Source organism: Micromonospora sp. NPDC007208 (genome assembly GCF_042869175.1).
Lineage (GTDB): Bacteria > Actinomycetota > Actinomycetes > Mycobacteriales > Micromonosporaceae > Micromonospora > Micromonospora foliorum.
Genome location: NZ_JBIAFG010000026.1, coordinates 1 through 25,263 on the forward strand (window position 1 = coordinate 1; position 25,263 = coordinate 25,263).

Annotated in this window: 22 protein-coding genes and 1 pseudogene; 14 read left to right on the forward strand and 9 right to left on the reverse strand. The window is 72.4% G+C overall.

Annotated features, from left to right (window positions below):
* The first annotated feature begins 240 nt into the window (after nt 1–240).
* The 3 genes from ACFYL6_RS31855 (at nt 241) to ACFYL6_RS31865 (ending at nt 3,257) form a co-directional block, all read left to right on the forward strand.
* Nucleotides 241–1,008, forward strand: a complete 768-nt coding sequence (locus ACFYL6_RS31855) for an enoyl-CoA hydratase/isomerase family protein (protein WP_387176936.1) — start codon at nt 241–243, stop codon at nt 1,006–1,008.
* Nucleotides 1,009–1,070: 62 nt separating this feature from the next.
* Nucleotides 1,071–1,658, forward strand: a complete 588-nt coding sequence (locus ACFYL6_RS31860) for a hypothetical protein (RefSeq protein ID WP_387176937.1) — start codon at nt 1,071–1,073, stop codon at nt 1,656–1,658.
* A 78-nt stretch (nt 1,659–1,736) separates the two neighbouring features.
* Nucleotides 1,737–3,257, forward strand: a complete 1,521-nt coding sequence (locus tag ACFYL6_RS31865; RefSeq protein WP_387176938.1) for a serine/threonine-protein kinase — start codon at nt 1,737–1,739, stop codon at nt 3,255–3,257.
* Nucleotides 3,258–3,327: 70 nt separating this feature from the next.
* Here ACFYL6_RS31865 and ACFYL6_RS31870 read toward each other — a convergent pair whose 3' ends face one another.
* The 4 genes from ACFYL6_RS31870 to ACFYL6_RS31885 all read right to left on the reverse strand — a co-directional run bounded on the left by ACFYL6_RS31870 (nt 3,328) and on the right by ACFYL6_RS31885 (nt 7,412).
* Nucleotides 3,328–3,771 (reverse strand): HNH endonuclease, encoded by a 444-nt coding sequence (locus ACFYL6_RS31870; protein ID WP_124818902.1) that lies wholly within the window; start codon nt 3,769–3,771, stop codon nt 3,328–3,330.
* Between the two features lie 277 nt (nt 3,772–4,048).
* Entirely contained in the window at nt 4,049–5,257 is a 1,209-nt protein-coding gene (locus ACFYL6_RS31875; RefSeq protein ID WP_387176939.1) for a hypothetical protein, read from the reverse strand.
* A gap of 67 nt (nt 5,258–5,324) precedes the next feature.
* Nucleotides 5,325–6,878 (reverse strand): FAD-dependent oxidoreductase, encoded by a 1,554-nt coding sequence (locus tag ACFYL6_RS31880; protein ID WP_387176940.1) that lies wholly within the window; start codon nt 6,876–6,878, stop codon nt 5,325–5,327.
* Nucleotides 6,879–6,923: 45 nt separating this feature from the next.
* Nucleotides 6,924–7,412: an MSMEG_6728 family protein gene (locus ACFYL6_RS31885; protein ID WP_387176941.1), complete on the reverse strand. Its 489-nt coding sequence runs from the start codon at nt 7,410–7,412 to the stop codon at nt 6,924–6,926.
* 95 nt (nt 7,413–7,507) lie between these two features.
* Here ACFYL6_RS31885 and ACFYL6_RS31890 point away from each other — a divergent pair, with 95 nt between their 5' ends.
* From ACFYL6_RS31890 to ACFYL6_RS31915, 6 genes and pseudogenes are all read left to right on the forward strand, one after another.
* Nucleotides 7,508–9,478, forward strand: a complete 1,971-nt coding sequence (locus tag ACFYL6_RS31890) for an NAD-binding protein (protein ID WP_387176942.1) — start codon at nt 7,508–7,510, stop codon at nt 9,476–9,478.
* Nucleotides 9,479–9,602: 124 nt separating this feature from the next.
* Complete coding sequence (locus tag ACFYL6_RS31895) at nt 9,603–9,902, forward strand: type II toxin-antitoxin system Phd/YefM family antitoxin (protein WP_387176943.1); 300 nt, start codon at nt 9,603–9,605, stop codon at nt 9,900–9,902.
* Nucleotides 9,903–9,911: 9 nt separating this feature from the next.
* Nucleotides 9,912–10,037: pseudogene (locus tag ACFYL6_RS31900) on the forward strand (type II toxin-antitoxin system RelE/ParE family toxin); the annotation flags it as partial.
* A gap of 102 nt (nt 10,038–10,139) precedes the next feature.
* A complete protein-coding gene (locus ACFYL6_RS31905) occupies nt 10,140–13,004 on the forward strand; it encodes a BTAD domain-containing putative transcriptional regulator (protein ID WP_387176944.1) in 2,865 nt (954 codons plus the stop codon).
* Between the two features lie 30 nt (nt 13,005–13,034).
* Complete coding sequence (locus ACFYL6_RS31910) at nt 13,035–14,024, forward strand: ATP-binding cassette domain-containing protein (RefSeq protein ID WP_387176945.1); 990 nt, start codon at nt 13,035–13,037, stop codon at nt 14,022–14,024.
* Nucleotides 14,021–14,806, forward strand: coding sequence for an ABC transporter permease (locus tag ACFYL6_RS31915; protein WP_387176946.1), 786 nt, complete (start codon nt 14,021–14,023; stop codon nt 14,804–14,806). The genes ACFYL6_RS31910 and ACFYL6_RS31915 overlap by 4 nt, the downstream gene beginning before the upstream one ends.
* Before the next feature lie 19 nt (nt 14,807–14,825).
* Here ACFYL6_RS31915 and ACFYL6_RS31920 read toward each other — a convergent pair whose 3' ends face one another.
* Nucleotides 14,826–16,061, reverse strand: coding sequence for an APC family permease (locus ACFYL6_RS31920; protein ID WP_387176947.1), 1,236 nt, complete (start codon nt 16,059–16,061; stop codon nt 14,826–14,828).
* Between the two features lie 11 nt (nt 16,062–16,072).
* The gene (locus ACFYL6_RS31925; RefSeq protein WP_387176992.1) at nt 16,073–16,810 is read right to left on the reverse strand and encodes a phosphatase PAP2 family protein; all 738 of its coding nucleotides are present in this window, start codon (nt 16,808–16,810) and stop codon (nt 16,073–16,075) included.
* Between the two features lie 120 nt (nt 16,811–16,930).
* Here ACFYL6_RS31925 and ACFYL6_RS31930 point away from each other — a divergent pair, with 120 nt between their 5' ends.
* Entirely contained in the window at nt 16,931–18,154 is a 1,224-nt protein-coding gene (locus ACFYL6_RS31930) for a DUF4032 domain-containing protein (RefSeq protein ID WP_387176948.1), read from the forward strand.
* Nucleotides 18,155–18,393: 239 nt separating this feature from the next.
* Here the strand turns inward: ACFYL6_RS31930 and nagA are convergent, their stop codons facing one another.
* The 3 genes from nagA to ACFYL6_RS31945 are packed head-to-tail and all read right to left on the reverse strand — an operon-like array spanning nt 18,394 to nt 21,447.
* A complete protein-coding gene (gene nagA, locus ACFYL6_RS31935; RefSeq protein WP_387176949.1) occupies nt 18,394–19,503 on the reverse strand; it encodes an N-acetylglucosamine-6-phosphate deacetylase in 1,110 nt (369 codons plus the stop codon).
* Nucleotides 19,500–20,462, reverse strand: a complete 963-nt coding sequence (locus ACFYL6_RS31940) for an ROK family protein (RefSeq protein WP_387176950.1) — start codon at nt 20,460–20,462, stop codon at nt 19,500–19,502. The genes nagA and ACFYL6_RS31940 overlap by 4 nt, the downstream gene beginning before the upstream one ends.
* A gap of 55 nt (nt 20,463–20,517) precedes the next feature.
* Complete coding sequence (locus tag ACFYL6_RS31945; protein WP_387176951.1) at nt 20,518–21,447, reverse strand: SIS domain-containing protein; 930 nt, start codon at nt 21,445–21,447, stop codon at nt 20,518–20,520.
* Nucleotides 21,448–21,648: 201 nt separating this feature from the next.
* Between ACFYL6_RS31945 and ACFYL6_RS31950 the strand changes: the two genes are divergently transcribed.
* From ACFYL6_RS31950 to ACFYL6_RS31965, 4 genes are all read left to right on the forward strand, one after another.
* Nucleotides 21,649–22,434: a DeoR/GlpR family DNA-binding transcription regulator gene (locus ACFYL6_RS31950; RefSeq protein ID WP_357494885.1), complete on the forward strand. Its 786-nt coding sequence runs from the start codon at nt 21,649–21,651 to the stop codon at nt 22,432–22,434.
* A gap of 121 nt (nt 22,435–22,555) precedes the next feature.
* Complete coding sequence (locus ACFYL6_RS31955; RefSeq protein ID WP_387176952.1) at nt 22,556–23,566, forward strand: ATP-binding cassette domain-containing protein; 1,011 nt, start codon at nt 22,556–22,558, stop codon at nt 23,564–23,566.
* Complete coding sequence (locus tag ACFYL6_RS31960) at nt 23,563–24,579, forward strand: ABC transporter permease subunit (RefSeq protein ID WP_387176953.1); 1,017 nt, start codon at nt 23,563–23,565, stop codon at nt 24,577–24,579. Before ACFYL6_RS31955 ends, ACFYL6_RS31960 begins: the two co-directional genes overlap by 4 nt.
* A gap of 110 nt (nt 24,580–24,689) precedes the next feature.
* Nucleotides 24,690–25,088, forward strand: a complete 399-nt coding sequence (locus ACFYL6_RS31965; RefSeq protein ID WP_387176954.1) for a DUF3263 domain-containing protein — start codon at nt 24,690–24,692, stop codon at nt 25,086–25,088.
* Nucleotides 25,089–25,263 lie beyond the last annotated feature (175 nt).

A 25,263-nucleotide genomic window follows, 5' to 3' on the forward strand; every position in this document is an offset into this window, starting at 1 on the left:
GACCTACATCAGCCTCACCCGAGCAGCCTGATCAACAACTCATGACACATCTATCGGGACTTCCCCTTGACACATGTCTCGGGACAGCACAGTTCCGCGCTAACGGAAACTGTCCAAGATTGCTTCAGCAGTGCGCCTGTGCCGGGCTGAGCGATCGTCTTCGCTATGGTCGCCGCACCGGCGTGCGACGCCGGTGTGCAGATTGGCGGCGTCGCTTCAGGTGACGCGGGAGGAGCGGACGTGTCGGACGCGGGATTGACCGTCGAGGTGGCCGGGCCGGTCGCCACCGTGGTGATGCGCAATCCGGCCCGGCGTAACGCGATGACCGCGGCCATGTGGCGTCAGCTCCCCGAACTGCTCGACCGGCTGGAACCCGACCCCGACGTACGGGCGGTGGTGCTCACCGGCGCGGGCGACACCTTCTGCGCGGGTGCCGACCTCGGTGACCTGGCCGAACTGCTGGACGCCGGTGACGCCAGCATCGCGGTCGCCGCCGAGGAACGGCTGGCCCGCTTCGCCAAGCCGACGGTCGCGGCCATCAGGGGCGCCTGCGTCGGCGGTGGTACCCAGCTCGCGGTCGCCTGCGACCTGCGGATCGCCGCCGACGACGCCCGATTCGGCGTACCGCCGGCCCGGCTCGGGTTGGTCTATCCGGCACCGACGACGCGCCGGCTGGCCCGGCTGGTCGGCCCGTCCGCCGCCAAACATCTGCTGTTTACCGCTGAGCTGATCGACGCCGAGCGGGCCCTGCGGATCGGCCTGGTCGACGAGCTGCTGCCGGCCGACCGGGTCGCCGCACGGGTGGACGAGCTGACCGCGACCATCGCCCAACGGTCGCCGCTGAGCATCGCCGCCGCAAAGGAGATCATCGAGGAGCGGGCCGAGCCCGCCCGGATCGCCTGGTGGCACCGGAAGGTGACGACCACCGGCGAGGCTCGGGAGGGGGTCGCCGCGATCGCCGAACGGCGTACGCCCCGCTTCGCCTGGCAGCCCCCGACCGGCGACTGACCGGTTTGAGTCGTAGTGGTCGATGGGTAGTGCCCGCTTCACGCGGTGATCGGGGGGCCACTATGGACGCGGCAGCGACGAATCCGGACCGGACCGGGCGGGGACAACGGCGACTCCGTCTGATTCTGCTCCTGGTGCTGCTGGCCGCCGTGGTCGGCGCGCTCGCGGTCGGTGTCGCGATGGGCGGTCAGAACACCGGCATTTTCGACGGTGACCCGCCGCGCTGGGCCAGCAACCTTGGACTCGTCCTGGTGATTCTCGGAGTCGTCATCGAGGTGGCCGCAGCCGTCTGGGTGGTCGGTACCGGCCGCTACCGGTCGGGACGACAGTCGCCCCTGATCGGGCTCAGTTGGTCGCACCGTCGACGGCTGGATCGGCAGGTTCGACGCGACACACCCGAGGCCGATGAAGACCCCGCCCTGCTCGTGGAGACCGCCAAACAGTTCGTCAGCCAGCGCTATCTTGCGGTGCTGTGCGCTGGGCTGGTGATGACGAGCGTCGGTCAGGTCTTCGTGGGGTTCGCGCCGTTCCACGGGATGATCGGCGGGTTGCTGCTGGTGATCTGGGTGGTGCTGATCGTGTCGGTCCTCCGAAACGCCCGCCGGGGTGAGGCGTTCCTACGCGCGCATCCGGGTCTGAGCGGACGGTAGCCGCAACCCGCTCCCACCCATCGCAACACCTCGATCCCGGGTGCCCGGATCTCAGGCCGGTACGGCAGGCTGTCCTTCGTGCAGCGTGATCAGTTGCTTGCGGGCCGCTACCGGCTCCTGGAGCGCCTCGGCAGTGGCGGCATGTCGGCGGTGCACCGGGCGTACGACGAGGTGCTCGAACGGGACGTCGCCGTGAAGGTGCTGGTCGACACGGACACCAACGCCCGACAACGGATCCGGGGCGAGGCCAAGGCCGCGGCCCGGCTGTCGCATCCGCACGTCACAAGCGTCTACGACTACGGCGAGTCGGCGCTGGACGGCGTCGAGGTCCCGTTCGTGGTGATGGAGCTGCTCGGCGGCCACACCCTCGAACACCGCTTGGTGGTCGGGCCGTTGCCGCCGCGCGCCGGTCTGCGGGTGTGCGCCGAGGTGGCCTCGGCGCTCGCCGCCGCGCACGATCAGGGGTTGGTGCACCGCGACATCAAGCCGGGCAACGTCATGCTCACGCCGACCGGCGCGAAGGTGCTCGACTTCGGCATCGCGGCAGCGGCCGGCGCCCCGGAGATCGACTTCGAGGGGCGGCTGTTGGGCACGCCGGCGTACCTGGCGCCGGAGCGGTTGCAGGCCGGCGAGGTGCTGCCGGCCAGCGACGTGTACGCCCTCGGCCTGCTGCTGTACCGGGTGCTCACCGGCCGGTTGCCGTGGCCCGCCGAGGCGCAGACCGGGATGCTCCGCGCGCACACGCACGTCGAGCCGGACCCGCTGCCCCCGATCGACGGCGTACCGCCCGAGGTGCACCGGCTCTACCGCTGGTGCCTGGCCAGCGACCCCGCCGACCGGCCGTCGGCCGCCGACGCGGCCCGCATCCTGCTCGCCGCCGCCAGCGCGGCCGCACCCGAGGTCGCTGCCGTCGCCGCCGAACCGGCGGCAGACGTCCCCGAGCCGACCGGCACCGCAACCGGGGCCGGCCCGACCGGCGCCGGCCCTACCGGCGTCGGGCCGGCCGGCGATTCGGCCGCGCCGACGAGGCGCGGGCCGTGGCGTCGGGGGCGGGCCATTCTCACGGTCGGCGGTGCCGTGATCGCCGCGGTCGCGCTGGCCGGTTCCCTCGGCGACTTCAGCAATCGTCGACAGGGACAGAACGCTGCACCGACCGGCAGCGGCCCGGGCACCACCACGGTGGGGTTGCCCCGCACCGAGGAGCCGACCGACGCGGTCCGCACCGGACCGTCCGCCGTGCCGCCGACCGGGAACACCGCTACCCGGACCAGCCCCCCGACCGGTCCGGGCGGAACAGCGGCCCCGGCCCCGACGACCACCACCGCAGGGCCGACCCCGACCAGGGCCGCGCCGACTCCCACCCCTGCCGCCGGCGTACCCGTGGATGCGCGCGGCGGGACGGTCACCGTTCGCTGCGTGGGAAGCTCGGTCGAGGTGCTCGCGGTGGTGCTCGCGCCCGATTTCCGGGCCGAGGCGTACGACCCGGGCCCGGCGAAGCAGATCGTGGTCGAGCTGGCCTCCACGGAGTACCGCAGCGAGATCCGGGTGCAGTGCCCCAGTGGCCAACTGAAGTCGAAGGTCAAGGAACGCGCCGCCTGATCGGGGGCCGGCGGGTGCCGCGCCCGGGACGTACCCGGGACGCGGCCCCCCGTTCCCGCCGGCCGGTCCGTTACCGCCCGGCCAGCGCACCCCAGCCCGGGTTCACCGGCTCCCGGCGCAGCGGCATGCCCGCCTCCGCTGGCGTCCGGTCCCCCTTGCGCTGGTTGCAGGCGTAGCAGGCGGCGGTGGTGTTCCGCCAGGTGTTCCGGCCGCCGCGCGAGCGGGGCAGGATGTGGTCGATGGTGGAGGCCGGGCCACCGCAGTACGCGCAGCACCGGTCGTCGCGGCGCAGCACACCGGCGCGGGACCAGGCCGGCCCTGAGTTGAACCTCCACCGGGTGACCACGAAGCGGACCAGCCGCACCACCCGGGGCATCGGGAAGACCCCGATCACCCGGTCCGGCTCGGCCTCGTGGATCTCGGCCACCCGACGGCAGAGCATGCGGACGGCGTGTTGGACGGTGACCCGGTGCAGCGGGCCGAGGTCGGCGTTGATGACGAGGACGGCGTCCACCGGGATCTCCCTCCGTGCTGATGACGAACGTGCTGATGACGAACAAGGCGACGACGAACAAGGCGACGACGAACAGAGCAATCAGGGATGGACAGCAAGAAGCCGCCCGGTCCGGCTGTCGGACGGGGCGGCTCGGCGCGTACGGGTACGCGTCAGTCGGGCCGGCCCGCCCGGGGACCTTCCGCTCGGTAACCGTCACCGGGCAGCGTCGACGGCACGGTGGTGACGTGCGACATCGTCATGAGCTGCTCCCGCGGTGGTGGTTGACCTTGCGCGCTCACGGTAGGTCGACGCGGGAGGCACGGGCAACGTATTTCGATCGGCCGGCCTCCTCGGGCCGCCGCTGGCGGCGGGTGCGGGGAGCGGCTTTCGCCGAGACCTGGGCGGTGGTCAGCGGCCGGTTCAGCCGCAGGGCCATCCGGGCGGTGAGTTCGCTGTCCAGCAGGGGCCGGTTGACCTCACCGGCGACGGCCAGCGCGGGCCCGGAGACCGTCCGCCAGATCGCGGCCAGCCCGGCGCCGAGGCCCACCAGGGCGACGGTGGCCCGGGTGGTCGGTGAACCGGCGGCCGCGGCGGCACTCACCCCGACGACAGCGAAGAGCACCAACAGCAGGGGTACGAGCACCGGCCAGAAGATGCCTCGGGCCGCCTGCGCCACCAGTCGCCGGTCCCGGATGATCAGATTCCTGGCGATCACCGCGTAGTCCTCCTCGTCGAGCAGGTCGCGGGGGTGCAGGCCGCCGGTGAGCACGTCGCGCCAGAGGTCACCCTGGCCGCGCAGCGCCCGGCTCAGGGTGGCGGGTGTCGGCTCGGTCGGGTCCCCGTGGCCGGCGCGGTCGACCGCGCTCGCCCAGGCGGCCAGCGACCGGCGCACCACTGCGGCCGAGTACGGCGGCAGCACGCTGGCCAGCTCGTCCAACCACCTGCTGATCTGGACCTGCCGTCCGCCGAACTGCCGCAGCAACTGCGTGACGTCGCCGGCTCGGACGGTGTCGGCCACCGACCGGCCCAGCCGGTAGGCCAGCCCGACCCGGTGGTTGGCGGCCATCGCCCAGCGCAGCACCTCCACGTTGAGGTCGTCGAGGGCGAGCAGCAGTGGCACCGGGTCGGCGGGGTCGGGCTGCCCCAGGTCGGGGAGCAGAGCTCGGGCAGCCGATGTGTCGGGCACCGGCCCGGTGTGCCGGGTGAGGTCGGCGATCTGGGCCAGGGCGACGTCCACCCCGTCGAGGTACATCCGCATCCGCCGGTGGGCGGACATCTCGGTGAGGTTGGAGAGCTTGGCCGGTGGTACGGCCGGGCGGGCCTCGACGAAGGCGGTGGGCTCCGCCTGCTGCCCGTGGTGGTAGGCGTCGGCCATCCACCAACCGAGCCGGAGCGCGGTGACGATGCAGGCGCGCTCGTCGCGGATCAGCGGGTACGCGTCGTCGCGGCCGATCTCGTCGATCGAGGAACCGTTCTCCGCGCCGGCGCGGTGCAGTGGTGACATCTCCCGCTGCCCTCCCGCCCGGCCGATCGACGGTTGATCATTCGAGCGTACGGCAGCGTACGGTGGCTTATGTTGTGTTTTGTCGATTTGGCCTGGTGCGACCGGCCAGCAGCCCGCGCGGTCGGACCGAGCGCACCGGCTCGGCCGCGCCACCCACGGCGCGCAGGATGTGGTTCGCGGCGATGATCCCGGTCGCGGCCGAGCGTTCCATCAACGCGCTCGGGAAGTCCGTGGCGATGCCGTCGCCGGCCAGGTAGAGGCCGTTCGCGTCGGTGCGTACACCCGGGCGCCAGGCGTGGCTACCCGGCGTGAACGCCGGCGCCTGCGCCTCCACCCGGGCCCGTAGCTCGCGGACCCGCAGGTCGCCGGCCTCCGGCCAGAGCGCGACCAGCTCGCGGCGCATCCGCTCGGCCAGCTCCTCGGCCGGTACGCCGGGCTCGCAGGCGTACGCGTGCAGCTCGACGACCGACCCGCCGGTCTGCCGCGCCCAGCGCCGCGGCTCGTTCTCCAGCCGGTGGTAGAGCGTCACCGAGTCCAGAGTGGGCTGGCGGGAAACCCCGCTGAACACGGCCCGCTCGGCGGCCACGTCCCCGTCACACCAGTACCGTGCCACCGCGTACGGCGGGCCGGGGGTGCCGAAGGCCGGCATCCGTGCCGCCAACTCGGGGGCCTGCTCGCCGAGGCCCGGGGAGGCGGCGACGAGCGCGGCGAGCGCCGGCGGATCGACGGCGAGCACGACGTGACCCGCCGGATGGCTGCCGCCGTCGGTGGTCGTCACCCGCCAGCCCTCGCCGTCGCGGTGCACCCCGGTGGCGGCGCAGCCGGTGAGGACCCGGCCGCCGTGCTTCTCCACGTGCCGGGTCAGCGGCTCCCAGATCGCCGTGGCGTAGTCCTCGTCGGGGCAGTCGAAGGCCAGCCCCTCCGGGTTGCCGAGCAGGTAGAAGTGGAACTGCGCGACCATCTCGGCGGCCGACATCTCCGCCTCGTGGTTGAAGAACGAGTGCGAGAAGACCTCGAACAGCATCGCCCGCGCCCGGTCCGGCAGTCGCAGCGACGCCAGCAACTCGTCGGCGGTGGTGTCGTCCAAATCGGCGTAGGTGCGCACCGGGTCGTAGCTGAGCAGCGGCAGCGCCGCGTCCCGGTCCATCAGTCGCAGGTCGGCCAGGCGCAGGCTGGGGCTGCGCAGCAGCAGCGCGAGCAGGTTCGCCGGCGGCGCGGGCGGCAACCTGCCGAACTCCTCGGTCGGCCACTGCGCGCTGAGAATCGGGTAGCCCGCAATGGGCTTGAGGAAGCCCAGGTCACTGTCGACCCGGCGGAGGATGGACCGCCAGTTGTAGTACTGCCGGAAGAACGCGTGGAAGCCGTGCTCGTTCCGCTGGCTGCCGTCGGCGAGCGCCTCCGGCCAGGCGCCCAGTCGACCGCCGAGCGTCGGTGCCGCCTCCAGCACGGTGACCGCCACACCCCGTTCGGCCAGCACCACCGCCGCCGACATGCCGGCGATGCCGCCACCCACCACCAGCGCCGTGGTCGGTCGCGGCACGCGGCCGGCGCCACCGCCGCCCGGGTCCACCTGGTGCTGCCGTACGCCGATCAGCCGACCTACCACTTGCGACAGCGCCATTGGCCCAGTCTGCCCCACCTGCGGCTCAAAGGCCTGTTCACAGCCCTAGTCGGCGGGTAGGCAACGGCGGGTGCGGTCGGAGGCGGGCCAGACGTACTCCAGATCCTCCGGCACGTCGTCGCCGAACAGCGGGCGGTAGTGCGCCGGGTCCTTGCGCAGCAGCGACGAGCGATGACTCAGGTGCAGGTCGTCGCGACCCAGCCACGGCGGCAGTTCACCGGCTCGGGCCAGCTCGTCCTGGGTCCGTACGACGCCGGCCCCGCAGGCGGCGGCGAGGTCGACGGTCATCGTGGCGGCGCAGGTGTCGGCCCTCCCCGGCTCGGTCCAGACCGCGCACATGTCCAGCCCGTAGCGGACGAGCGCCTCCTCGTACCCGGCCCACATCTTGACGGCCGGGTGGTTGCGCCAGCCGTACCCGGGTCGGGTGAGCCCGCGCAGCACCTGGATGGCTTCCACCCGCTGCTTGCCCAGCCGCTTCTGGTCCAGCGTGCGAGCGCTGGCCAGAAAGCCCGGGTACGGGAGGAACGTCTGCATGGCGCTGCTCTACCCGTCGCCGGGACGGACATACCTGGACACGGGATGATCCGGGCGGGGTCGCCCACCGTGGCCGTGCTGATTACGATCCGGGCATGGCGGAGCCGTGGCGGGACCGGGCGCGACGGGCGGTCGAGTGGAACTGGCGGCTGCGGTCCGTCGGTGATCCGCGCCCGCACTACGTGATCTGCGGGAAGGACGCGCTCGCCTACTACGTGGCCCGGGCGATGCTCGAATCCGAGCTGCCGACGGGTGGGGCACGGGTCACCGTCGTGGTGCCGGAGCGTTACCGCAGCAACGGGCCGGACGTGGCCGGGCTGCGCGGAGTCCGGGTGGTCCGCTCGGACCGGCTGGACGTGGCCACCTTCGAGGCCGCCGGCCTGGCCGGCGCGACCGGGCTGGCCCTGCTGCACCAGGACGACGTGGGCAACCTGTACGCCGCGCTCTGCGCCCAGGCTGTCGACCAGCGGGTCCGCCAGGTGCTGCGGATGTTCAACGGCACGCTCGCCGACGGCGTACGCAAGCTGCTCAAGGCCCCGGTCGAGGTGCTCTCGGACGCCGAGATGGCCGCGCCGGCCTTCGTGGCCGCCGCGCTCAACGAGGTCGACCCCAGTTCCTTCCAACATCGCGACAAGACGCTGCGGGTGGCGCGGCGGGCCGACGTCCGACCGCAGGACGTGGTCTGCGCGTTGGCGCACCTCAGCGAGGCGCAGGGGGTGGAGCTGCTGCCGGCCGATCAGGCCGGCGCCGACCTGGTGCTCGCCGAAGCGACCGGCCAGCCGCCGGGCACCGAGGTCGCCGCCCGTCGGCTGGTCCGCGCGCGGCGGCGGCGTCGCCCGGTCACGGTGGTGATGGGAGCGGTACGCGGCTTCGCCACCCGCAAGATCGGCATCGCGGTGATGGTGGTGCTCGCGCTGATCGCGGTGCTGGGGGCGCTGATCTCCCGTGCCGAGGACGTCTCTCCGCTGGAGGCGCTGTACCTGACGCTTGTCACCACCCTCAGCGGTGCCGACCCGGACACCACCAAGACGGCGGACGCCCAGATCATGCAGGTGGTGCTCAACCTGGCCGGGTTGGCGCTGATCCCGCTGATCACCGCCGTCGTGGTCGACGGCATCGTCAACGCCCGGCTGGCCCTGCACACCGGCCGGTTGCAACCCGCGCGGGTCGGGCACGTGGTGGTGATCGGCCTGGGCAACGTCGGCACGCGGGTGATGGCACAACTGCGCGAGTACGACGTCGAGGTGGTGGCGATCGACAAGGACCCGGAGCCGCGCGGCGCGGCCCTGGCCCGCCAACTGGAGGTGCCGCTGATCGTCGGCGACGCCGCGTTGCCGGAGACGCTGGCCGCCGCCTCGGTGGCCGACTGCCAGGCGCTGGTGGTGGCGTCCACCGACGACGTGGCCAACCTGGAGGCGGCGCTCGCCGCCCGCGACCTCCGTGCCGACCTGCGCGTCGTGCTTCGGCTCTTCGACGGTGACTTCGCCGAACGGGTGGAGGAGACGTTCGCGCTCGGGGTGTCCCGGTCGGTCTCCTACCTGGCCGCCCCGGCCTTCATCGGGGCGCTCACCGAACGCGCAGTGATCAGCACCATCCCGGTCGACCGGCACGCGCTGCCGGTCGCCGAGGTGCCGGTCGCCCCCGGCTCCGAACTGGACGGCCGACCGCTGGACATGGTCAACCGGGACGGGCAGGTCCGGCTGATCGCCCGCACCCCGGCCGGCGGTGCCAAGACGATCTGGTGGAAGGACCTCGACCCCCGGCAGGTGATCTTCGCCGGTGACCGGCTGACCGTGGTCGCCCGGCGGCGCGGGTTGGACTGGCTGACGCGGCAGTGCGCCCCGCCGGCCCATCCGGGCCCGGTCGTCCGGCCGGCCGGGCCGGTCCACGGGGGAGTGCACGCCCCCGCGGCGGCGCCCCCTCCGGTGCCGGGCCAGACGGGTTCGGGAGTTGGCGCGCCACATCCCGTCCCGCCCGCCGGGGACGCGCCCTCGACGACCAACGGCGGTCAACCTGACGAATTCGAGCTGACCCGTCGGCATGACGGGGTCGGCGAGGTGAGCTGACGCCACCCGATCCGTCCGCTGCGGCTGTCCCGTTCGGGCGGCGCCATTTCCGACGAAGCTACTTCTGGTTCGCTCAACTCTTTAGCAATGAAGGCAGTGCGGTACCGTGTGGTACTGTTTGGCCATGGAAAGGATCACGCTACGGGAATTCCGTGACGGCGCGGGTCGGGTGCTGGACGGTGTCGAGCGCACCGGCGAGCCGGTCGTCATCACGAAGTACGAACGGCCTGTTGCCGTGCTCGTCGGCATTGACGAGTGGGAGGAAATCGAGGCGTTCCGCGATAGCAGGGACTCGGCGGTGATTGCCCGTTCTCGTGCCGAGGGCCAGTTCGTGCCGCTGTCGGCGGCGCTCGAGTCGCTCGGGGTCGATCCCCGTGAGGTGGAGGCGCTGCTGTCCGACCGAGCCAGCGGCGAGGCGGCGTGAAGGTTCAGATCGACCGAGATGCGCGACGGATCTGGACGTCGTTTGCGAGTCGGTGACTACCGGGTCCTATATCGCCTCGACGGCGACGAGTTGACCATCCACGACGTCGGTCATCGTAAGGACGTCTATTCATGAACCACCCAGCTCTGCGCCTGTCCGGCCGGGACGGAGCTGACGGTCAAAGGCTGGCGGATCGGTCAGCCCGGAACCGGGTGGCATTGCGCGACAATCCATGGCATGCGTTTCCGCATCCTGGGGCCGACCCGGGTGTTGCTGGCCGACGGGCGACAGGTCCCCGTGGGCGGTCCGCGGCTGCGCGCTCTGCTGGCGCTCCTCCTGCTCGACGCGGGGCGGATGGTCTCCACTGAGCGGCTGATCGACGGACTGTACGGGGAGCATCCGCCCCGGGGCGCGGCCAACGCGCTCCAGTCCCAGGTGTCGCGGCTGCGTCAGGCCCTGCCCGCCGAGCATGATCCGGTCGAGTTCCACCCGGCCGGTTATCGCCTCGCCGTGGATCCCGACGATGTCGACGCGCACCGGTTCGAACGGCTCGCCGAGGCGGGACGCCGCGCGCTCGTCGACTGCGACTGGCCCCGGGCGGCGACCCTGTTGCGCGAGGCGCTGGAGTTGTGGCGGGGTCCCGCGCTGGCCGATGCGATCGGCGCAGCCGGCGCGCCCGCGCAGGCGGCCCGGCTGGACGAGCTGCGGTTGGCCGCCACCGAGGATCGGGTCGAGGCGGAGCTGGCGTTGGGCGCGCACGGCGCGCTGGTCGCGGAGCTACGCGAGTTGGTCGTCGCGCATCCGTTGCGGGAGCGGTCACGCGGTCAGCTCATGCGTGCCCTGGCGGCACTGGGTCGGCCGGCGGAGGCGCTGGCCGAGTTCGAGGACGCCCGGCGCACCCTGGCCGAGCAACTGGGTGCCGACCCGTCGGCGGAGTTGGCCGCGATTCACCTCGCGGTGCTGCGCGGCGACGAACGCTTGGCCGGGCGCGGGCCGGCCGAACCGGCACTGCCGAGTCAGCTCACCACGTTCGTCGGGCGGGAGGAGGAACTCAGGCGCCTCGGCGGGCTGCTCGGCGAGCGCCGGCTGGTCACCCTCACCGGTCCCGGGGGCGCGGGCAAGACGCGCCTGGCGATCGAGGCCGCGGGCCGCGTCGACGGGGAGGTCCGCTTCGTCGAGCTGGCGGGGCTGGCCGACGGTTCGGACGTACCGCAGGCGGTGCTGAGCGCGCTCGGCCTGCGCGACGCGGGGCTGCGTGCCCCGGCCGAGTCGGGCTGGCAGACCATCGATCGGCTGGTCGAGGCGCTCGCCGAGCGACGACTGTTGCTGGTGCTCGACAACTGCGAGCGCGTCCTCGTCGACGCGGCCCGGCTGGCGGCGCGGTTGCTGAGCGCGTGCCCGGCGTTGCGCGTCCTGGCCACGAGTCGGGAGCCGCTCGGGTTGGCCGGTGAGGCGCTGTGCCCGCTGTCCGGGCTCACCCTGCCACCGCCCGGCGCGTCCGCGCTGGACGCCGATGAGTACGCGGCGGTCGGGCTCTTCGCCCAGCGGGCCGTCGACGTGGCGCCCGACTTCACCGTCACGCCGGCCAACGTCGAGATGGTGCTGCGGATCTGCCGCGGCCTGGACGGCCTGCCGTTGGCGATCGAGTTGGCCGCCGCGCGACTGCGGGCGCTGTCCGTCGCCGAGGTGGCCGCCCGTCTCGACGATCGGTTCCGACTGCTGTCGACGGGCAGCCGGGCCGTGTCGCCGCGACACCGCACCCTCCGGGCCGTGGTCGAGTGGAGTTGGGACCTGCTCGACGACGCCGAACGGATAGTGGCCCGACGGCTGACCGTCTTCGCCAGTGGGGCCACGCTGGAGGCGGCCGGGCGGGTCTGCGGCCTGCCCACCTCCGAGTTCGTCGACGCGCTGACCGGTCTGGTCGACAAGTCCTTCGTGGAGATGACCGGCGGCCGTTACCGGATGCTGGAGACGGTGCGGGCCTTCTGCGCCGAGCGTCTCGCCGAGGCCGGCGAGGCCGACCAGCTCCGTCGAGCGCACACCGCGTACTTCCTGGAGTTCGCCTGGACCGCAAGCGACCAACTCCGGTGCGCGGAACAACTGCACTGGCTACGACGGCTCGACGCGGACCGGGACAACCTGCATGCGGCGTTGCGGCGGGCCACGGCCGCCGGTGACGCGTCCGACGCGGCCGGGATGGTCGCGGCCCTGTCGTTCTACTGGTGGCTGCGCGGCATGCGCGGGGAAGGGGCGCGGCTCGCCGCCGACGTCCTCGAACTGCTCGGCACCGAAGCGCCGCCGGGGCTGAGCGAGGAGTTCGCCCTCTGCGTCTACAACGCCTCGCTCGCTGGCTCCGGCCCTCTGCCGTCCCTCGGGACGCAGCGGTCCGTGATCCGCAGCCTCGACCGGGCGCCCCGACAGCCCTTCCTGCTGTACCTGTCGGGGATCTCGACCGGACCGCCGTCTGGAGGGGCCGATCACGTCGACGAGCTGATGGGGGAGCTGCGACGGCTCGTCGGCCCGGACCCGTGGATCAACGCGCTCGGCGCGATGGGCAGCGGCTCGGCGCTGATGTGGAGTGACCAATGGGACCGGGCCAGGGCCGCGCTGGCCACCGCGCTCGACGGCTTCCGCGGCACCGGGGACCGGTGGGGCACCATGATCACGCTCGGTGCGCTCGGCGAACTGGCCGCCTGGCAGGGCGATCCGGAGACGGCGGGCGCCCACATGGATGAGGCCATGGGATTGGTCGAGGCGCTCGGGTCGGCCGTCGACCAGGCCGACATGCTGCGTACCCGGGGCGAGATAAGGCTGCGCGCCGGTGACCTCGCGGCGGCGCACGACGACTTCGCCGGTGCGCTGGTCCTCGCGCAGCGCAGCGGCGCACCCGAGTTCGTGGCCAGCGCCCGGCTCGGCCTCGCCCAGGTGGCCCGGGTACGCGGGGACCTGGCCGCCGCGAGGCGGTTCTGCGAGGAGGCGCTGACCGGCGGGCTCACCGGCTGGTACGTCGGCGAGGCCGCCCGGGCGGAGATCATCCTCGTCCTGAAGGAGATCACCGAGGCGGAGAAGCCCGGTGCGCCGCCGTCAGCGGACGGTGCGTGACCGGTAAGCGCCCCACCGCACCGTGGGGCCATGACGACATTCGAGGTGGTCGCCGAGGGTCTGGGCAAGCGGTACGGCCCGACCCCCGCGCTCGACGCGTTCGACCTGACCGTGCCGGCCGGCACGGTCCACGGACTGTTGGGACCGAACGGCGCGGGCAAGACGACGGCCGTACGGATCCTCACCACGCTGCTGCGCTTCGACACGGGAAGGGCCACCGTGGCCGGGTACGACGTGCTGCGCCGGCCGGACGAGGTGCGCGCCCGGATCGGGCTGACCGGGCAGTACGCCGCGGTCGACGAGATCCTCAGCGGCCGGCAGAACCTGGAGCTGTTCGGCCGGCTGTTCCGGCTCGGCCCACGGGAGGCTCGCCGACGCGCCGCTGAACTGCTGGAACGGTTCGGGCTCGACGAGGCGGCGAGTCGGTCCGCCGGTGAGTATTCGGGCGGGATGCGTCGCCGACTGGACCTCGCCGCCAGCCTGATCCGCACGCCGCGGGTGCTCTTCCTGGACGAGCCGACGACCGGCCTGGACCCGCGCAGTCGCAACCAGGTGTGGGACCTGGTCCGCGGTCTGGTGGCGGACGGGACGACGGTGCTGCTCACCACGCAGTACCTGGAGGAGGCCGATCAGCTCGCCGACCGGATCTCGGTGATCGACGCCGGTCGGGTGGTGGCCGAGGGATCGCCGGACCAGTTGAAGGCGATGACCGGTGGCGACCGGGTCGAGGTGGTGGTTCGCGACGCGGCCGAGCTGAGCGACGCTGCCCGCCTCGTCGCGCCGATCTGCGGTGCGGAGCCCGAACTCGACCCGGAGGTCCGACGGCTCAGCGTGCCGGTGGTCGATCGCGTCGCCGGCCTGGTCGACGTGGTACGCGCGCTGGACGACGCCGGGATCGCGGTCGAGGACATCGGCCTGCGGCGCGCGACGTTGGACGAGGCGTTTCTACACCTGACCGGGCACCGGCCGGACGAGGCCCGCGAGCCCGTCGCCGCCGGACGAAAGGCGGACGTGGCATGACCACCGCTATCGCTGACGGCTGGACGATGACCAGGCGGAACATGACCCACGTGATCCGCGCGCCGGAGGAGCTGATCCTCTACTTCTCGCTGCCGATCATGTTCGTCCTGGTCTTCGGGTACGTGTTCGGCAGCGGCATGCAGGTGTCCGGTGGTGGCAACTACCGCGAGTTCCTGCTGCCGGGGGTCTTCGTGATGACGATGCTGTACGGGCTCGGGGCGACCGCCACCGGCGTGGCGTTGGACCTCAGCAAGGGCGTGGTCGACCGGTTCCGGTCGATGCCGATGGCGCGGTCCGCCCTGATGACCGGTCGCAGCGCCGCAGACCTGCTGCGCGCCCTGCTGGAGATGTCCACCCTGTTGATCTGTGGCCTGCTCGTCGGGTGGCAGTGGCGACAGGGGGTCGGCAAGGCGTTGCTCGCCGTCGGCCTTCTCCTGCTGCTGCGGATCGCGATCACCTGGGTCGGGATCTACCTGGCGTTGCTGGTCCGCAACCCGGACACGGTCGGTGTGATCGTCTTTCCGGCGGCGTTCCCGTTCACCGCGATCTCCAATGTCTTCGTGTCTCCCGAGCTGATGCCTTCTGTCATCGGGACCATCTCGGAGTGGAATCCGTTGTCGGCCACCGTCGCGGCGATCCGCGAACTGTTCGGCAACCCGGGCCTGGGTGGCGACTCCTGGCCGGCGGAGCACGCGATCCTGTTGGCGGTGCTGTGGCCGGTGCTGCTGATCGCGACGTTCGCCCCGCTGGCCGTGCGCCGCTACCAGCGGCTGAGCCGCTGACTCCGGCCGCCTGACGGGCTCAGCGGCGAGCCCGCAGAGCGTGGAAGGCGGCGCCGACGGCGAGCACACCGAAGCCGGCGAGGACGCTGCCCAGCGGCAGGTTGACCGCCAGCAGTAGACAACCGAAGAGCCCCAGACCGGCGAGCACCCGGACCGGCAACCGCCGGCCCGGGTCCCGGCCCAGGGTGAGCGCCGCCGCGTTGGTGATCGCGTAGTAGACGAGCACCGTGCAGCTGGAGAAGCCGATCGCGTCGCGTACGTCGCCGAGCAGCACCACCACGATCACCACGGCGGCGACCGCCAGCTCGGCGCGGTGCGGCACCTGGTGCACCTGGTGCACGGCGGCCAGCGCGCCGGGCAGGTCACGGCGGCGGGCCATGGCGAGGGTGGTCCGGCCGACCCCGGCGACCAGGGACAGCAGCACCCCGACGACCGCGATGGTGGCACCGGCGCGGACCACCCAGGCCAGGCCGGGTAGCCCGACGGCGGTCACCACGTCGGCCAGGGGCGCGGCGGAACCGGCCAGCCGGTCGGCGCCGAGCACGCCGAGGGTGACCACGGCCAGCATCAGATAGATCACGAGCACCACGCCGAGCGCGAGCGGCACCGCGCGCGGGATGGTCCGCTGCGGGTCGCGGACCTCCTCACCGAGGGTGGCGATCCGGGCGTACCCGGCGAAGGCGAAGAACAGCAACCCGGCGGCGGTGAGCACGCCCCGCGCCGAACCGCCGGGCTCGCCGAGCCGGTCCAGGTGCACCGGCCCACCAATCAGGCCGACGACCGTGACGAGGGCCAGCACCGCGAGCACCAGCCCGACCAACACCCTGGTCACGGCGGCGGTCTTGCCGATGCCACGCAGGTTCACGGCGGTCACCGCGAGCACCGCGCCGACGGCGACCAACCGGGCCTGACCCGGCCAGAGGTACGCCCCGACGGTCAACGCCATCGCCGCGCAGCTCGCCGTCTTGCCGACGACGAAGCCCCAACCGGCCAGAAACCCGGCGAACGGCCCGAGGCGCTCCCGGCCGTAGACGTAGGTGCCGCCGGACTCCGGGTACCGGGCCGCGAGCCGCGCGGAACTGGTCGCGTTGCAGAAGGCGACGAAGCCGGCCAGCACCAGCGCGGGCAGCAGGCCGGCGCCGCCGGCCGCCGCCACGGCCGGACCGAGGACCACGAAGACGCCCGCGCCGAGCATCGAGCCCAACCCGATGACAACCGCATCGGGTACGCCCAGCCGCCGCGCCAGTTGATCCACGAAACAAGACCCTAGGGGTACGAGGTGAACGGCCGATCCCACCCGCGTAGCCGGCCGGGGAGCGGCACGCCGTCCCAGGGCGCCCGGTGCAGCAGCCGGTCCAGGAGCAGGCCCAGCAGCAGCCCGGCCACCGAGTCGGTCAGCCAGTGCCAGCCGAGGTAGGTGGTGGTGGTGAGGACGACAAGCGGCGGCACGATGCGGATCACGGTCACGAGCCGGGCCGGTAGGTTGCGGCCGAAGCTGCGGGCCAGCGGGGCGAGCAGCAGCGCGATGACGCCGTACCAGACGATGGCGTTGGCGACGTGCCCCGACGGGTAGGACTGGGCGAACCGCACCGGCAGGTCGTCGTGGAACAGCGGCAGGGTCTGCTCGGGCGTCAGAAACGGCTCCTTGACGCTGGCGCTCGGTGCTGCCCGCGCCGTCCAGACCTTGAGCGGACCGATCGTCAGGAAGGTCAGCACGAACGCGACCACCGGCGGCAGGATCGGTCGCACCGACCGCAGCCGGACGGCCAGCAGCACGCCCAACCCGGCGGCGATCAACGTGAGCGGGGTGCCCTGGCCGAGGAAGTTCAGCACCCGAGCCACCCAGTACGCGGCGGCCGGCCGGTGCCCGTCGGCCCAGTCGGCGACCGCCCGGTCCAACCCGAAGAGTTGGTCGGCGGCGAGCGCCACGGTCAACCCGACCAAACCGACCAGCAGGAGCGCGTCGAACCACCAGCCGGCCGGGCGGACGGGCCGTAGCCGCAGGTCACGTCGTACCGCTGTGGGTTTGAGCACGCGACCACGCTACCGGCCCGGCGCGAGGCCCGGGTGTGCGGCGCTGTGGGCCCAACCACGATCAGGGGCGGATGCGGGGGGCAACCAGTCATGCTTGTGCCCGTGCGGATCACGTCTGCCCTCGTGGACCCGGCGCTGCTCGACCTGCCCTGGTCGACACCGCTGGAGGAGTGGCCTGCCCAACACCTGGTCGCGCTGCCGCAGGGCATCTCCCGGCACATCGTCCGGTTCGTCCGGTTGGGCGAGTACGTGTACGCGTTCAAGGAGACCCGCGAGCGGATCGCCGAGCGCGAGTACGACCTGCTCCGGGCCCTGGAACGGATCGACTTCCCCTCGGTCGAGGCGGTGGCGGTAGTCGCCGACCGGCAGACCGAGGACGGGGAGCCGCTCGAATCGGTGCTGATCACCCGGCACCTGCAGTTCTCGCTGCCGTACCGGGCGCTCTTCTCGCACACCCTGCGGCCGGAGACGATGAGCCGGCTGCTCGACGCGCTCGCCGCCCTGATCGTGCGGATGCACCTGACCGGCTTCTTCTGGGGCGACTGCTCCCTGTCGAACACGCTGTTCCGGCGGGACGCGGGCGCCTTCGCCGCCTACCTTGTGGATGCGGAGACGGGCGCCCTGCACAACTCGCTCTCCAACGGTCAACGTGGTGAGGACCTGGAGATCGCCCGGGTGAACATCTTCGGTGAGGCGCTGGACCTGCAGGCCGCCGGCCTGCTGCACGAGTCCATCGACCCGGAGGTGGTGTGCGAGGAGGTCGTGCAGCGCTACGAGCGGCTCTGGCACGAGATCACCTATGAGCAGGCGATCGAACGGGAGGCCCGGCACGACATCGAAGGCCGGATCCGCCGCCTCAACGAGCTGGGCTTCGACGTCGCCGAGGTGGCCATGTCGTCCATCGACGACGGGCGCTTCCTGGTCCGACCGAAGGTCGTCGACGCCGGCTACCACACCCGGCGGCTGCTGCGGCTGACCGGGCTGGACGCCGAGGAGAACCAGGCCCGCAAGCTGCTCAACGACCTCGACGCCTACCGCGCGGAGAGCGACCTGATCGACGAGCAGCAGGCAGCCCACCGCTGGCTCACCGAGGTCTTCGAGCCGGTGGTCCGGGCCGTTCCCGCGCACCTGCGCCGCAAGCTGGAGCCGCAGGAGCTGTTCGCCCAGATCATCGAGCACAAGTGGCTGCTCTCCGAGCAGGCCGGTCGGGACGTCGGGATGCGCCACGCGGTCCAGTCGTACCTGTCCGACGTGCTGGTGCACCGCCCCGACGAGCAGGCCGTCCTCGGCGTGGACGTCCCCAGCCTGGGCTGAGGCCCCGCCCGGTTGGCGGCCCGCAACGGTTCAGCTCCAAAGGCTTTCTGGGCGCACTGTCGAGCTGCCCCACAGGTGGGGCAGGCATGCGCGGCCCTGCACCGACACCGAGCCTGTGAAGGTGCGCCCGCCCCACCCACTTGTGGGGCAGCTCGACAGGCCGCGCAACAGGCGCGGCCGGTGTTCGAGGCACCCGACAGGCCCACCTCACCGCCCCGGCACTCTCCGAAGCCCCGGCGTCAGTCCACCCAGGAGCCTCCGCGCAGCACCCGCACCACGTTGAGGTCGTCGTCGAGCACCACCAGATCGGCGCGGAGACCCACCTGGAGCGCCCCGACCCGGTCACCCAGGCCGATGGCCCGTGCCGGGGTGGTGGCCACCATCCGCGCGGCGTCGGCGATCGGGATTCCGGCGTTCACCGCGTGGCGCAGCGCGGCGTCCATGGTCAGGGTGCTGCCGGCGATCGCGCCGTCGCGGGCGAGCCGGGCTACCCCGTCGGCGACGGTGACGGTCTGGCCGCCCAGTTCGTACTCGCCGTCGGGCATTCCCGCGGCGGCCATCGCGTCGGTGATCAGCGCGGCGCGGTCCGGGCCGGCGGTCGCCGTGACGAAGGTCAGCATGCCGTCGTGCAGGTGCACCCCGTCGGCGACCAGCTCGCAGATCACGGTGGGCGCGTCGAGCAGGGCCACCACCGGCCCCGGTTCGCGGTGATGGACCGGCCGCATCCCGTTGAACAGGTGGGTGCCGACACTCGCGCCGGCGGCGACCGCGGCGCGCGTCTGCTCGTACGTGGCGTCGGTGTGGCCCACGGCCGCCACCACCCGCTGCGCGGTGAGCAGCTTGATCGCCTCCAGCGCGCCGTCGCGCTCCGGGGCGAGGGTGACCATCCGGACCGCGCCCCGGCCCAGCTCGATCAGCTCGGTCAGCTCGTCGGTCGACGGATCGCGCAGGTACTCCGGGTTCTGCGCCCCGCAGCGGACGGCCGACAGGTACGGCCCCTCGAAGTGGACCCCCGCCAACACGCCCTCGTCGACCAGCGGGGCGAACGCCTCGGTGGCCGTACGCATCAGCGGGAAGGGCGCGCTGACCAGGCTGGCCAGCAGCGTGGTGGTGCCGTGTGAGAGGTGGAAGTCGGCCGCCGCGCGGGCCTCGTCGGCGTCACCTGTGGTGAAGGTGTGCCCGCCTCCGCCGTGCGTGTGCATGTCGACGAAGCCGGGCAGGATCCAGTGCCCGTCGCGCACCGACGGATACTCGGCCACCGCTGTGATCCGATCGCCGTCCCACTCGACGCAGCCCTGTCGGACGACTCCGGTCGGGGTCACCACTCGGCCGTTCACCCGTACGGTCATCGCTTCTCCTGATGGTCACGGACACCCATTGCGTCCAGGGCGAGCAGGGCGGCACCGAGGCAACCGGCCTCGTCGCCGAGGGCTGCCGCGACCAGCTGCGGCTCCCGGTGGAAGGTCATTCGTTCGTGCAGCGCCGCCCGCAGCGGGGCCAGCAGCCGGTCCCCGGCCTGGGCCAGGCCGCCGCCGAGCACGATCGTCGCCACGTCGAACAGCGCCTGCCCGCTGGCGAGGCCGTCGGCGAGCGCCTCGATCGCCTCCTGCCAGACCTGGCTGGCGAGCGGTTCGCCGGCCGCGGCCCGTTCGGCCACCTCGGCCGCGGTCACCGGCGCGTCCGCGGTCCCGCCCGCGAGTTCGGCGTAGCGGCGGCCGATCGCGGCGGCTGACGCGACCGCCTCCAGGCAGCCGGGCCGGCCGCAGCCGCAGCGCGGACCGTCGGGCCGGACCAGGATGTGGCCGATCTCCCCGGCGGCGCCGTGGGCTCCCACGGCGGCCGTGCCGGCGACGACGTGCGCGGAGGCGATGCCGGTGCCGATCGCCACGAACAGCACGTGCCCGGTCCCGCGTCCGGCGCCGAGCCGGGCCTCGGCGAGACCACCGACCCGCACGTCGTGGCCGAGCGCCGTCGGCAGGCCGAGCCGCGCCACCGTCAGGTCCCGCAGGGGTACGTCCCGGAAGCCCACGTTCGCCGACCAGACCGCGACTCCGCGTGCCTCGTCCACAACCCCGGGCACGGCGATGCCGACCGCGATCGGGGTGAGGCCGTCGGCGCGAGCCTTGTCGGCCAGCCCACCGGCCACGTCCAGGATGGTGCCGACCACGGCGGCCGGGCCGCGGGCGGCGTCGGTGGGGTGCCGCTCGGTGCGCACCACGACGCCGTCCGGTCGGACCAGGGCACACTTCATGCCGGTGCCGCCAACGTCCAGCGCAACGACCACGTGGTCGCTCACGCGGTCGCTCACGGTGCCGTCTCGGTTCGCGACTGCGGGGCTCGCAACCCCGGCTCACTCCTCGCGCTCACGCCAACACCACGGACCGGGTCAGGTGGCGGGGCGCGTCCGGGTCGAGGCCCCGGCTGGTCGCCAGCGCGACCGCGAAGCGTTGGGCCAGGATCAGGTCGGCCATCGGGTCGACCGGGGTACGGCCGGCGGACCAGCTACCCAGCACCGTGCGCCAACCGTGCGTGCGGCTGTGCACGAAGGCCGCGCCGGTGGCGGCCACGTCCTCGGGCAGCCCGTCGGGCAGCTCACCGAACGCCCAGACCAGCCGGCCCGGCGCGGCGACCGAGATGGGGCCGTGCCGGTAGTCCATCGCGGGGTACGCCTCGGCCCAGAAGGTGGCCGCCTCGCGGCACTTCAACGCCGCTTCCTGGGCCAGCCCGACCGTCCAACCCCGACCAAGGAAGGTGGCCTGCTCGATGGTGGCCGGGTCGATCGGCAGCGGGGACCGCACCGCCACCTCGGCGTCGGCGGCGAGCGCGGTAACCGGGTCGCCGAGCTGGGCGCGGAGCAGGGCCAACGCGGTGGTCGCGAAGCGGGTCTGCACCACCGACCGTTCGTCGGCGAAGGGCATGGCCACGGTGGCGTTGGCCAACTCGACCGCCGGGGACGTGGGGTCACCGACGAGCACAGTGGTGGGTGTCTGTCCGCGTAGCGCGGCGAGAAGTTCCAGCACCTCGGTGGTGGTGCCGGAACGGGTGATCGCGATCAGCCGGTCGTAGCGGCGGCCGGCGGGGAACTCGGACGCCTGGAACGCGTCGGTCTCACCCTGGCCGGCCTGCTCGCGGCGGGCCGCGTACGCCATCGCCATGAACCACGACGTGCCGCAACCGACGACGGCGACCCGCTCCCCGGGACGCGGCAGGTCACCGCGTACCACCTCGGCCAGCCTGGCCGCCTCCCGCCAGCAGTCGGGCTGGCTCGCGATCTCCGCGTCCACGTACGCCATGGGAAACTCCTCGCAGGGGCGATCGGTGCGCAATACGGCTCGTTAGGCCCGCATTTCGCGCGTTATTCTGCGCGAACGCGGGTGACCATGGCAACCGACCGGTCGATCGCGCAGGTCAGTCTTTTGCGCAAGCCTAGTTTCGCGCACTAGTGTGCACGCAATCAATCACCGTCCGTGCAAGTTGCCGGGAGGACCCCCGCAGTGGACCGGTACGCCAGATGGAACGCCCTGCTCGAAATGCTGACCGACAACGGCCGGGTCAGCGTCGAGGCGGCAGCCGAGCGGCTGGACGTCTCCCAGGCCACCATCCGGCGTGACTTCGATCAGCTCGCGCAGCAGCAGATGATCACGAGAACCCGAGGTGGCGCGGTCGCCAACGGCGTGTCGTACGACCTGCCCCTGCGCTACAAGACGGCCAAGCACTCGGCCGAGAAGCAGCGGATCGGGGCGGCTGCCGCGGCGCTCGTCACGCCGGGCACCGTGGTCGGCCTGAACGGCGGCACCACCAGCACCGAGGTGGCGAGGGCGCTCGCCGTGCGACCGGATCTGAACACCAGCGCCGAAGGTGCCCAGCTCACAGTGGTGACCAACGCGCTGAACATCGCCAACGAGCTGCTGGTCCGATCCCGGATGAAGGTCGTGGTGGCCGGCGGCGTGGTGCGCCCGAAGTCGTTCGAGCTGGTCGGCCCGCTGGGCGGGGCGCTGCTGCGCGAAGTCACCCTGGACGTCGCCCTGCTCGGCGTGGACGCCATCGACCCGCAGCTCGGCGCCGCCGCCCACCACGAGGGGGAGGCGGCGATGAACAACCTGATGGTGGCCCGCGCCAAGCGAGTGGTGATCATCGCGGACTCGTCCAAGCTGGGGGGTCACGCCTTCGCCCGGATCTGCCCGGTCGAGCGGGTGGAGACGCTGGTGACCGACTCCGGTGCCGCCCCGGAGTTGGTGGACGCGTTCCGCGCCGCCGGCGTGCAGGTCGTCTGCGCCTGAGCGGTCACGCTCCGTCAATGAATTAGCGAGATCGGCGCGTCGATGCATACCGGGTATTGCGCGCTTCTGCATACCGCGTATGGTGTCGGCTGTCACGCCCACCCATCGGGGGAGGTGCAGCTTGCCAGCTGTCCTGGAGATCGAAGGTCTACGTAAGACGTACAAGAGTCGTCGACGCGGCACCCGCAACGCGCTCGACGGCTTCGACATGCGGGTCGACGCGGGGCAGGTGCACGGCTTCCTCGGCCCCAACGGGTCCGGCAAGACCACCACGCTGCGTACCCTGCTCGGCCTGATCCGGCCCGACGGCGGCCGGATGGCGCTGCTCGGCCACGAGGTCCCCGACGCGCTGCCCACGGTCGCCGGCAAGGTCGGCGCGATCGTGGAGAGCCCACAGTTCTTCCCGCACTTCACGGCCCGGGACACGCTGTCCCTGCTCGCGGGGGCGGGCGAGGTGCCGGCCGTCCGGGTCGACGAGGTGCTGGAACTCGTCGGGCTGCGCGACCGGTCCGGCGAGCGGGTCAAGACGTACTCGTTGGGCATGAAGCAGCGGCTCGCCGTGGCCTCGGCCCTGCTGAAGAACCCGCAGTTGCTCATCCTCGACGAGCCGGCCAACGGCCTCGACCCGGGCGGCATCCGGGAGATGCGCACCCTGATGCGCACCCTCGCCGAGTCCGGAATGACAGTGGTGCTGTCCAGCCACATCCTCGGCGAGATCCAGCTGATCTGCGACTCGGTCACCATCATCTCGCTGGGCCGGCGGGTCGCGTTCGGCCCGGTCGACGAGGTGCTCGCGCAGCACTCGTCCGGTGCGGTCCGGATCCGGCTGGAGGCGGTCAGCGACCTGCCGGTGGCCACCGAGGCGCTCACCGAGGCGGGGATCCGGGTCACCGGTCACCCGGACCACCTGATGCTTGCCGGCGTCGACAAGCCGGCGTCGGTGACCCGGCTGCTCGCCGAGAAGAACCTCTACGTCAGTGAGTTGGCGCCGATCGCCGTCGATCTGGAGAGCGTCTTCCTCGAACTGACCGCCACCGCACCGGTACCCGGTCAGCACCGGCAGGTCGACGAGTCCATGAAGGTCGGCGGAACGGGCCAGCCCGGTCCCGCCGGGGGAGGGTGGGGCGCGTGAGCCTCTTTCGTACCGAGCTGCGCCGGCTCAGCAAGCGGCGCTTCACCCGCTACATGACGCTGCTCGGCCTGCTGGTGCTGGCCGCGGTGGTGGTCGGGGTGTTCTTCACCAACCAGAAGATCGACGCCGGTCAGCTCGCCCAGGCCGAGCGTCAGGCCGACCAGCAGTACCAGGAGCAGGTGCGCTGGAGCGAGCAGGAGCGCGCCGCGTGTGAGCAGGCCAAGACGGCCGGCACGGCGACCGACGGCCGCTACCCGGACGACTGCTCGATGATCACGGCACCGTCCCGGGACCAGATCGAGGCGCGGTGGTTCCTGCCCTCGACGTTCAACTTCAAGGAGACGTTCGACGAGACACTGATCCCGTTCGCGGCGATCCTCGCCCTGGTCGGGTTCGTCATCGGCGCGTCCTTCGTCGGCGCCGAGTGGAGCACCGGCGGCATGATGAACCTGCTGCTCTGGCGGCCGAAGCGGCTCACCGTACTGCTCACCAAGCTGGCCGCGCTGCTCACCGGCATCCTGGCGGTGACGCTTCCGGCCGCGGTGCTGTGGTTTGCCGGGTTCTGGGCGGTCGCCAACTTCCGGGGCAGCACCGAGAAGATGACCTCGGGAGTCTGGCAGTCGTTCATGCTGACCGGCGTACGCGGCGTGGTGCTGGTGTTGGTGCTCACCACCATCGGCTTCGCCCTCGCCTCGCTGGGTCGGCACACCGCGATGGCCCTCGGTGGCGTGGTGGCGGTGATGGTGGTCGGCCAGTTCGGCCTGGGCATCCTGCTGTCCATGGCGAGCGTGCGGTTCGCCGAGGCCTGGCTGCTGCCCACGTACGCGCTGGCCTGGATGACGAAGACGGTCACCCTGCAGGACTGGAACTCCTGCAACGCGACCTACTACGGGGAGTGCAAGCCGGCCACGATGGACATCACCTGGCAGCAGTCCTCCGTCCTGCTCTCGGTCGGGGTGGTGGTGATCCTCGGGGCGGCGCTCTGGGCGATGCGTCGCCGCGACATCTCCTGACCCGACCGAAGTGACGCGGCGCGGCCGACCCGGCCGTCGGGGTTCCCGGCGGTCCGGACCGGCCGCGCCGCTTGCTGCGTCCCTGGTCGTCGCTGGCTAGGCTGAGCGACATGTCCGCCGACACCACCCCGGCCACCCCCGAGCCGTCCACCGACGCTCGTCCGGGTGAGGTCGCGGGTGCTGCCGGGCGGACCGTCCCGAATCCCCGACCGGCGCCGCCCATCGAGAGCGCCGACGAGCCGGCGGCGGACGAGTCGGCGCCGTCCGCTGATCCCGCGCCGGGGCTGACCCAACGGGAGCGGGCCATCCTCGCCTTCGAGCAGCAGTGGTGGCGGCACGCCGGCGCCAAGGAGCAGGCCGTCCGGGACACCTTCGGGATCTCGTCGACCCGGTACTACCAGTTGCTCAACGGCCTGCTCGACAATCCGGCGGCACTCGCCGCCGACCCCGTGCTGATCAGCCGACTCCGCCGGTTGCGCTCGTCGCGCGCCCGCAACCGCCGCCGCTGACCGCTGCGTACTCTCCCGCACCTCTGCGGCCCGAATCCGCCTGTTCCACCCCCTCACGGCCGCGCTGCCGGCCTTTCCCGCCCAGGTCGGCCGGCCCAACCGCATGCCGGCTGACCAGGCGGGTAGGCGGGTGGCGTTCCGGGGTCGCACGCGACCTCGGGCTCAGGAAGGGAGC

Excerpts from the sequence above, each read along its gene's own strand:
- ACFYL6_RS31860 (WP_387176937.1), top strand. The coding sequence starts at position 1,071 with ATGGACGCGGCAGCGACGAATCCGGACCGGACCGGGCGGGGACAACGG.
- ACFYL6_RS31875 (WP_387176939.1), bottom strand. The coding sequence starts at position 5,257 with ATGTCACCACTGCACCGCGCCGGCGCGGAGAACGGTTCCTCGATCGAC.
- ACFYL6_RS31880 (WP_387176940.1), bottom strand. The coding sequence starts at position 6,878 with ATGGCGCTGTCGCAAGTGGTAGGTCGGCTGATCGGCGTACGGCAGCAC.
- ACFYL6_RS31885 (WP_387176941.1), bottom strand. The coding sequence starts at position 7,412 with ATGCAGACGTTCCTCCCGTACCCGGGCTTTCTGGCCAGCGCTCGCACG.
- ACFYL6_RS31890 (WP_387176942.1), top strand. The coding sequence starts at position 7,508 with ATGGCGGAGCCGTGGCGGGACCGGGCGCGACGGGCGGTCGAGTGGAAC.
- ACFYL6_RS31895 (WP_387176943.1), top strand. The coding sequence starts at position 9,603 with ATGGAAAGGATCACGCTACGGGAATTCCGTGACGGCGCGGGTCGGGTG.
- ACFYL6_RS31905 (WP_387176944.1), top strand. The coding sequence starts at position 10,140 with ATGCGTTTCCGCATCCTGGGGCCGACCCGGGTGTTGCTGGCCGACGGG.
- ACFYL6_RS31910 (WP_387176945.1), top strand. The coding sequence starts at position 13,035 with ATGACGACATTCGAGGTGGTCGCCGAGGGTCTGGGCAAGCGGTACGGC.
- ACFYL6_RS31915 (WP_387176946.1), top strand. The coding sequence starts at position 14,021 with ATGACCACCGCTATCGCTGACGGCTGGACGATGACCAGGCGGAACATG.
- ACFYL6_RS31930 (WP_387176948.1), top strand. The coding sequence starts at position 16,931 with ATGCTTGTGCCCGTGCGGATCACGTCTGCCCTCGTGGACCCGGCGCTG.
- nagA (WP_387176949.1), bottom strand. The coding sequence starts at position 19,503 with ATGACCGTACGGGTGAACGGCCGAGTGGTGACCCCGACCGGAGTCGTC.
- ACFYL6_RS31945 (WP_387176951.1), bottom strand. The coding sequence starts at position 21,447 with ATGGCGTACGTGGACGCGGAGATCGCGAGCCAGCCCGACTGCTGGCGG.
- ACFYL6_RS31965 (WP_387176954.1), top strand. The coding sequence starts at position 24,690 with ATGTCCGCCGACACCACCCCGGCCACCCCCGAGCCGTCCACCGACGCT.